Genomic DNA, 7,063 nt, shown 5'->3' with positions numbered 1-7,063 from the left:
GGCAAGGTGCTGTGCACGGATCTGCCCTGGCAGGGCATCAACGAAGACCAGAACCTGGGCATCGCCATCACCCGCCGTGCGCTGGAAGCCCCGCTGCGCGCCATCGTGGCCAACGCCGGTGAAGAACCGAGCGTGATCGTGGCCAACGTCAAGGCCGGCGAAGGCAGCTACGGCTACAACGCCGCCACCGGCGAGTTCGGCGACATGATCGCCATGGGCATCCTGGACCCGACCAAGGTGACCCGCTCGGCCCTGCAGCACGCCGCTTCCGTCGCCGGCCTTGCGATCACGACCGAAGTGGTCGTGGCCGAAGTGCCGAAGAAGGAAGAGCCGGCCATGCCGGGTGCTGGCGGTATGGGCGGCATGGGCGGCATGGATTTCTGATCCGGTTGGCCCGGTCGTCAGGGAACCGGACCGCGCCAGCGCGGTCCGATCCCGGCAACGACCCGACATCAAGGCCCCAAGGACGGGGCCGGAGCCCGGCAGCGATGCCGGGCTTTTTGTTGTGCCCGCGCCGCGGCAATGTCTGACGCGAAGATCAGAACGCACCGATACGAACGTGCGAACACAGGCGCAACACTGAGCAGCCGTCCCCGCACCGGAGCGCTGCGTGCCGCGCCTCGCCACATCCCGGCGGCAAGCCGCGGGATGCGCGCCACTGCCGTCCGCCCACACCGGTTCGCGGTACGCGCGCCACGCGCCCGAGCGCACGCTGCTGTACGCGTTGGTAGAGGCGCACTACCCGGACTTCATTGCACGGATCGAAGCGGAGGGCCGCTCGCTGCCCGGGTATGTCCGCGAGGCGTTCGATGCCTACCTGCGTTGCGGCGTACTCGAGCACGGCTTCCTGCGGGTGGTGTGCGAGCACTGCCGTGCAGAGAGGCTGGTGGCCTTCTCCTGCAAGAAGCGCGGGTTCTGCCCGAGTTGCGGCGCGCGACGCATGGCCGAGAGTGCGCGGCACCTGGTCGAGGAGGTGTTCGGCCCGCGGCCTGTGCGGCAATGGGTGCTGAGCTTTCCGTACCCCTTGCGTTTCCTGTTCGCCAGCAAGCCAGAAGCCATTGGCCCGGTGCTGGGCATCGTGCAGCGCGTGATCGCCGGCTGGTTGGCCGATCAAGCCGGCATCGACCGCGCCAGCGCCCAGTGCGGCGCGGTGACGCTGATCCAGCGTTTCGGCAGCGCGCTGAACCTGAACATCCACTTCCACATGCTGTGGCTCGACGGCGTGTACGTGGAAGCCACCGAGCTGCCGCGGCGCGAACTGCGCCTGCACCGCGCCCGTGCGCCCACCACCGCGCAGTTGACCCAGCTGGCAGCTACCATCGCGCACCGGGTGTGTCGGCACCTGACGCGCAAAGGCTGGCTCGAAGGGGAGGGCGAATCGGCCTTCCTGGCAGACAGCGCTGCAGGCGACGACAGCATGGATGGGCTGCGGATGAGTTCGATCACCTACCGCATCGCCACCGGCCGCGACGCTGGCTGCAAGGTCGTCACGCTGCAAACGCTGCCCGGTGACGCCGGTTCGCTGGAGGGCGAAGCCGGCAAGGTCGGCGGCTTCTCACTGCATGCCGGCGTGGCGGCCGAAGCACACGAAAGCCACAAGCTGGAAAAGCTGTGCCGCTACATCACGCGCCCGGCGATCAGCGAGAAGCGGCTGTCGATAGCGCTCCAGGGCAGGGTGCGTTACCAGCTCAAGACCCCGTGGCGCAATGGCACCACGCATGTGGAATGGGATCCGGTGGATTTCATCGCCAAGCTGGCGGCGCTGGTCCCGCCACCTCGCGCGCATCTCACCCGCTTCCACGGCGTATTCGCCCCGAATGCAAACCTGCGTGCGCAGCTGACGCCCTCGGGGCGCGGCAAGCGGCCTGCGGGCGATGCGGCGCCAGTGGACGTCAGCGCCCACGACGCGCCGCGCAGCCCCGAGGAGAAGCGCCGTGCGATGAGCTGGGCGCAACGGCTCAAGCGGGTCTTTTCCATCGACGTCACCGCCTGCGTCCACTGCGGTGGCACCGTGCGGATCGTCGCCAGCATCGAGGAACCCACCGCCATCCGCGCCATCCTCGCCCACTTCGAGAAGCACGGCGCGCGGGAAGAAGCGCACTACAGGCCCGCAGCGCGCGCGCCGCCAGTGCAAGCCGCGTGACGATCTGCCGGCTGCACAGCCGACGGCGAAACCGGAATCCGAGCCGATGCGGCCACGATCCGCAGGGCGGCGCTCGGCCCGCTGTCGGGAATCAGCGAAGCATGGCTGCTGACAACGCCGCTGCGTGGCCCCGCGATGCCGAAATCCCACTCACAGACGTCCGATCCGTGCCCAAAACGGGGCTTGCGCGACCGCCGCCTACCCAGCAGACTGCCCGAAAAGGGCGTTTGAACTTCCTATACGCAAGGAACGTCTCGCCTGCCAAATCGGGCCATGTGACGGCTGACCGCTTGGCGAGCGGATGCCGTTCCGGTAGCACCGCCAAGAGCGGTTCGGTCCATGTGCGACGGGAATGGCAGTCGGGTGGTTGGGGCGTGCCCGCGACGAACGCCACGTCCAACCTGCCGGCGCGAAGCTGCACCACCGCTTCACGGGCCGGGCCTTCGGCGATCTCGACTTCAACATCGGGGTAATCCTTGCGGTATTGGCCGATCAGCTTTGCGAGGAAGCTATGCGGAATCAGGGCATGGATACCGATACGAAGCCGGCCGCTTTCTCCGGCTGCCGCCATGCCGGCGGTTTTCACCGCATGGTCGAGTTGGTCAATACCTACGGCTATCCGCTCGACGAAATGGCGTCCGGCCTCGGTCAGCCGAACGCCGCGCGCATGACGCTCGAACAAGAGGATGCCGAGGTCTTCTTCCAGTGCCTTCACGCGGGCGCTGACGCTGGACTGTGCAACGCCGAGCGCGTTGGCGGCGTGACGGAAGTTGAGATATTCGGCGACAGCGAGAGTGTGAACTAAGGTCATCATTGGCACTCGCCCCGAAAGGAGATGATTGCTCAACAGATTTAATCCGTCATTTCTCCTAAGTCTACGCATGCCAAATCGCCATGACTAAATCACAATGAAGTTGCGAATGGTCTGCGTAGTATTGGCAGACATATTAAATAGAGGATCGCGCCGACAATCCAAACCCAACCGTTCCATGCCCCGGCGGTGGCAGAATAGAGTGCTGTGAAGCCAAGCGGTCCTGCGATAGAGCTTAGATTGGTGAGGCTCGTTAGCGTTCCTTGCAAAGCCCCTTGCTTGTTACTGCTGACATTGTTTGAGAGCATTGCCTGCAAGGCCGGCATGCCAACACCCCCGGCGGCAAGCAGCAACAGAATCGGGAACACCATCCATCCCTGCGTGGCAAAAGCCAGAAGAACGAAGCCAGTCGCATCCGCAGCCATGCCAAACAGCAGCGTGCGCCGCTCTCCAAGCCGGCTTGAAAGCGGGCCGGTAACAAACGCTTGGAAGATCGCATGTGTTGCCCCAAACGCCGCGAGCGACAAACCAACGGTCGCGGTGTTCCACTGAAAACGGTCCTCGCCATATATGACCCATAGGGCTGCAGGCACTTGGCCGATCAGTTGAATAATGAAGAAAACTGCGAAAAGCGCACCTAGCCCGCGCAATGCATCATCCAGCCGTAACAGAACGAATGGTTTGATGCGAACCGGCTTTCCGGTCCCGCCATGGCTGTGATGAGTCTCCTTGAGGAAAATGCAGGCAAGCAGGAACGCGAACCCGTTGAGAAGGGCGGCGGCGATAAACGGGGCATGAGCAGAGATACCACCGAGCATGCCACCAAGTGCTGGCCCGGCAATCATGCCCGCCCCATAACAGGCCCCCATGTAGCCGAACCAGCGTGCGCGAGAACCTTCCCCCGTCGAATCGGCAATGGTTGAGGCTGCTACAGCTCCGGTTGCGCCCGTGACGCCGGACACGAGTCGGCCGATATAGAGCACCCATAAGACCGGCGCTGATGCCATAATCGTGTAATCGACTGCGGCTCCTGCAAGAGAAGCCAGAAGTACCGGACGCCGACCGTAAGAATCCGAAAGCTGTCCAAGCATGGGCGCGAAGACGACCTGCATCAATGCATAGAGCGACAGCAAGGCACCATAGTGTCCAGCGACCTGCTCTGCTGGCACAAGCTCACGCAGAAGCGTCGGAAGGACGGGCATGATGAGGCCGAGACCCATGGCGTCAAGACCCACGATCAGCAGGGCAATGACGGCAGAGCTGCGCACCTGAAACTCCAGCGCCGCTCAATGGAGCGACTTTATCAACGATAAGGAGATGGAAATATAACTTATCGGTGATAAATTGTCAAGCACTGGCGAAGGAACGTGAATGACCAAACTGGACAAGGGCACCGTGATCGCGGCGGCGCTAGAGCTGTTGAACGAGGTTGGCATGGACAGCCTGACGACGCGGAAGCTCGCTGAACGCCTCAAGGTTCAGCAGCCTGCGCTTTACTGGCATTTCCAGAACAAGCGAGCGCTGCTTGATGCGCTCGCCGAGGCGATGCTGGCGGAACGCCATACCCGCTCGCTACCCGAAGAGAATGAGGACTGGCGGGTGTTCCTGAAAGAGAATGCCCTGAGCTTCAGAACGGCGTTGCTCTCTTATCGGGACGGCGCGCGTATCCATGCCGGCACTCGACCGACAGAACCGAATTTTGGCACCGCCGAGACGCAAATACGCTTTCTCTGCGCGGAGGGCTTTTGTCCGAAGCGCGCCGTTTGGGCGCTCCGGGCGGTCAGTCACTATGTGGTCGGTTCCGTTCTCGAGCAGCAGGCATCTGATGCCGATGAGAGAGTTCCGGACAGGCCAGATGTGTCCGAGCAAGCACCGTCGTCCTTCCTGCACGATCTGTTTCACGAGTTGGAAACAGACGGCATGGATGCTGCGTTCAACTTCGGACTCGACAGCCTCATCGCTGGTTTCGAGCGGCTGCGTTCATCTACAACAGATTAGAGGCTTATGCCCCTTTGCCGCCCCAACTGCCACGACACCGATCCGCTTTGCACGATGCCCATGACCTCACGGCCGAGCTGGCGGTCGATGACCGGCCGCCACGGGACAAGGGAAATGAGCGGTATCTTGCCAGACAGGATACCGCCATTCACGAGGTTTCGAAGATTATTGCGCCGCATCGGAGCGGGCTTGCTTCCAGTCGTCGGCTAGACGACTGGCGACTTCTCGGTGGCAGCATCACGGGATCGAAGGAGCGCCAGCCCCAACGACACCAGCACTGCCATTGCCGTGGCGTAACAAATCACGGGCCACGCTGTATCGCCGTTTAACAGCGTCACCGCCAATGTCCCGACGATACTGACTATCAGGCTTTGGATGCAGAAGTAGAACGCAACCGCTGATCCAGCGATGTCGTCGAACTGCGCAAGTGCGCCGTTGGCGGTAACGGACACCGTGAAGACAATGCCGACCGCGACAACCCACATCGGCAGGATGAAGCTGAAAAATGACGGCGATCCGAAAAGTTGGCCGATCCCCAACAGGATCGCGCCGGAAACGAGCAACGCCATCCCGCGCGCTACGCATCCCGCGATACCCCATTTGGCAACGAAGGACTTTGCGAAGCGGGTTGTCGTGACCATGACCAGCGCGACAGTCGCGAAGGCCAAGCTAAATCCGATCTCGGAATAGCCGGCTTGGCCTATGAGAACACGGGGGGCTGTCGAGAAGAAAACGAAGAATGTGCCCATGCCGGCACTAAATCCGACCGTGTAAACCCAAAAGGCCGGACTCGCGAAGATCGGCAAAACAGATCGTTGCGTTCTGGCCTGATCCAACGGTCGGGTTTCATGCCACCTGAAACTGGCGTTTAAGAGTGCGAGCGAAGCCAGTGCAGCCAGTGTGATGAAGATCGCCTGCCATCCCCAAAACTCGCCGATCAGCGCACCGGCTATAGGGCCGAGCGCAGGCACGAACGCCAGCATCGAACTGAAAAGGCCGTAGATGACGGCACCTTCGGGACGATTGGCATATACGTCGCGCACGGTCGCGAAGGTGGCCACCAGCATGGCCGATGCTCCAACAGCCTGAACCAGACGAAACGCAACAAAGGCTAATGCAGTTGAAGAACAAGCCGCTCCCAGAGACGCAGCAACGAAAGCCGTTGCGCCTACAAGCAGGATCGGCCGTCGCCCGACGCGATCGGAGAGTGGCCCAAAGATCACTTGGCCCACACCGAGCATCACCATGTAGAGGCTCAACGTGAGTTGGATTATGGATGGAGTCGTGTTCAGGACGCCCGGCATCGCCGGAACGACTGGAAGATAAATATCCATCGCCAGCGAGGCGAGGATGTCGAAGGGAGCCATAAGCAGCAAGGCTGCCGGCAGCGTATAGGCCCACGCGGGGCGTGTGGTGGTCATGACGAATCAACCGCTCGATTAAGGATACCGGGCAGCGTCTGCTCGTCAGCAATCAGATGGGATTGGTCTTACAGAGCGCCGCAACAACAATTCTGATGTTGCGGCTTACTTGTCTGCTGACTTGGAATTTCCCATGCTGATGGCTCCACGATTACGAAATTGAATAGCAGCTCTTATCGAATTAGTTGTTGCGTTGCAATGCGGTATCGTTGGCTCCTATAGCCCCAACCCCCGCTGCCGCCCTAACTGCCACGACACCGAACCGCCCTGCATGATACCCGCGACCTCGCGGCCGAGCTGGCGGTCGATGATCGGCCGCCACGGGACAAGGGTGAACTCGTGGCTCTTTTCCACGATGGCGAACTTGCCGCTCGTTAGCTGGACAGTCCCGGTGAACTTGCCGCTGACACTCTCACCATCCTTGGCGGCGCGGAACGGCAGCGCCTTGCCCTCGGCCATCTCCGCACCGGCGCGCGCAACTTCCCGCTCGCGCAGGGTGGCGAGAAGATTGCGCCGGTAGAAGATTCGGCCGTCCCTGTTGCGCGTGGCGTCGCGCTGTTCGATATGATGCTCGCGGCGCTGGTCCATGGCTTCGCGGACCTGTTGCCCGAAGCCGGTCGGCGCAAGGTCGGCCGTTTCGCCATGGACCAATCGCCGGTCCATCCCCGGATCGAGGATGAGCCGGTCGGC

7 protein-coding genes and 1 pseudogene are annotated in these 7,063 nt (G+C 62.3%); 3 read left to right on the top strand and 5 right to left on the bottom strand.

What is annotated here, in order from left to right:
• A partial coding sequence (locus tag EA795_RS20190; RefSeq protein ID WP_032314056.1) for a TCP-1/cpn60 chaperonin family protein occupies positions 1-384 on the top strand: 384 nt, incomplete at its 5' end.
• 226 nt (positions 385-610) lie between these two features.
• Positions 611-2,143: an IS91-like element ISCR3 family transposase gene (locus EA795_RS20185; protein ID WP_001747814.1), complete on the top strand. Its 1,533-nt coding sequence runs from the start codon at positions 611-613 to the stop codon at positions 2,141-2,143.
• 91 nt (positions 2,144-2,234) lie between these two features.
• On the opposite strand, the gene EA795_RS20180 is transcribed toward EA795_RS20185, so the two are convergent.
• Both EA795_RS20180 and tet(G) read right to left on the bottom strand, forming a co-directional pair.
• On the bottom strand, positions 2,235-2,957 hold the full coding sequence (locus EA795_RS20180) for a LysR family transcriptional regulator (RefSeq protein ID WP_223151157.1): 723 nt from the start codon (positions 2,955-2,957) through the stop codon (positions 2,235-2,237).
• Between the two features lie 89 nt (positions 2,958-3,046).
• Entirely contained in the window at positions 3,047-4,222 is a 1,176-nt protein-coding gene (tet(G), locus tag EA795_RS20175; RefSeq protein ID WP_122079155.1) for a tetracycline efflux MFS transporter Tet(G), read from the bottom strand.
• Positions 4,223-4,325: 103 nt separating this feature from the next.
• Between tet(G) and tetR(G) the strand changes: the two genes are divergently transcribed.
• Positions 4,326-4,952, top strand: a complete 627-nt coding sequence (gene tetR(G), locus EA795_RS20170; protein ID WP_000163574.1) for a tetracycline resistance transcriptional repressor TetR(G) — start codon at positions 4,326-4,328, stop codon at positions 4,950-4,952.
• On the opposite strand, the pseudogene EA795_RS21325 reads toward tetR(G), so the two are convergent.
• The 3 genes and pseudogenes from EA795_RS21325 to EA795_RS20155 form a co-directional block, all read right to left on the bottom strand.
• Positions 4,949-5,065 (bottom strand): annotated as a pseudogene (locus EA795_RS21325) (DUF3363 domain-containing protein); the annotation flags it as partial. The gene tetR(G) and the pseudogene EA795_RS21325 sit on opposite strands and share 4 nt — an antisense overlap.
• A 93-nt stretch (positions 5,066-5,158) precedes the next feature.
• Positions 5,159-6,373, bottom strand: a complete 1,215-nt coding sequence (locus EA795_RS20160; RefSeq protein ID WP_000214125.1) for a chloramphenicol/florfenicol efflux MFS transporter FloR2 — start codon at positions 6,371-6,373, stop codon at positions 5,159-5,161.
• 216 nt (positions 6,374-6,589) lie between these two features.
• On the bottom strand, positions 6,590-7,063 hold a 474-nt coding region (locus EA795_RS20155; RefSeq protein ID WP_122079154.1), incomplete at its 5' end, for a DUF3363 domain-containing protein.

Source organism: Stutzerimonas nitrititolerans (assembly GCF_003696285.1).
Classification (GTDB): domain Bacteria; phylum Pseudomonadota; class Gammaproteobacteria; order Pseudomonadales; family Pseudomonadaceae; genus Stutzerimonas; species Stutzerimonas nitrititolerans.
This window is presented reverse-complemented; position numbering and strand designations above follow the sequence as displayed.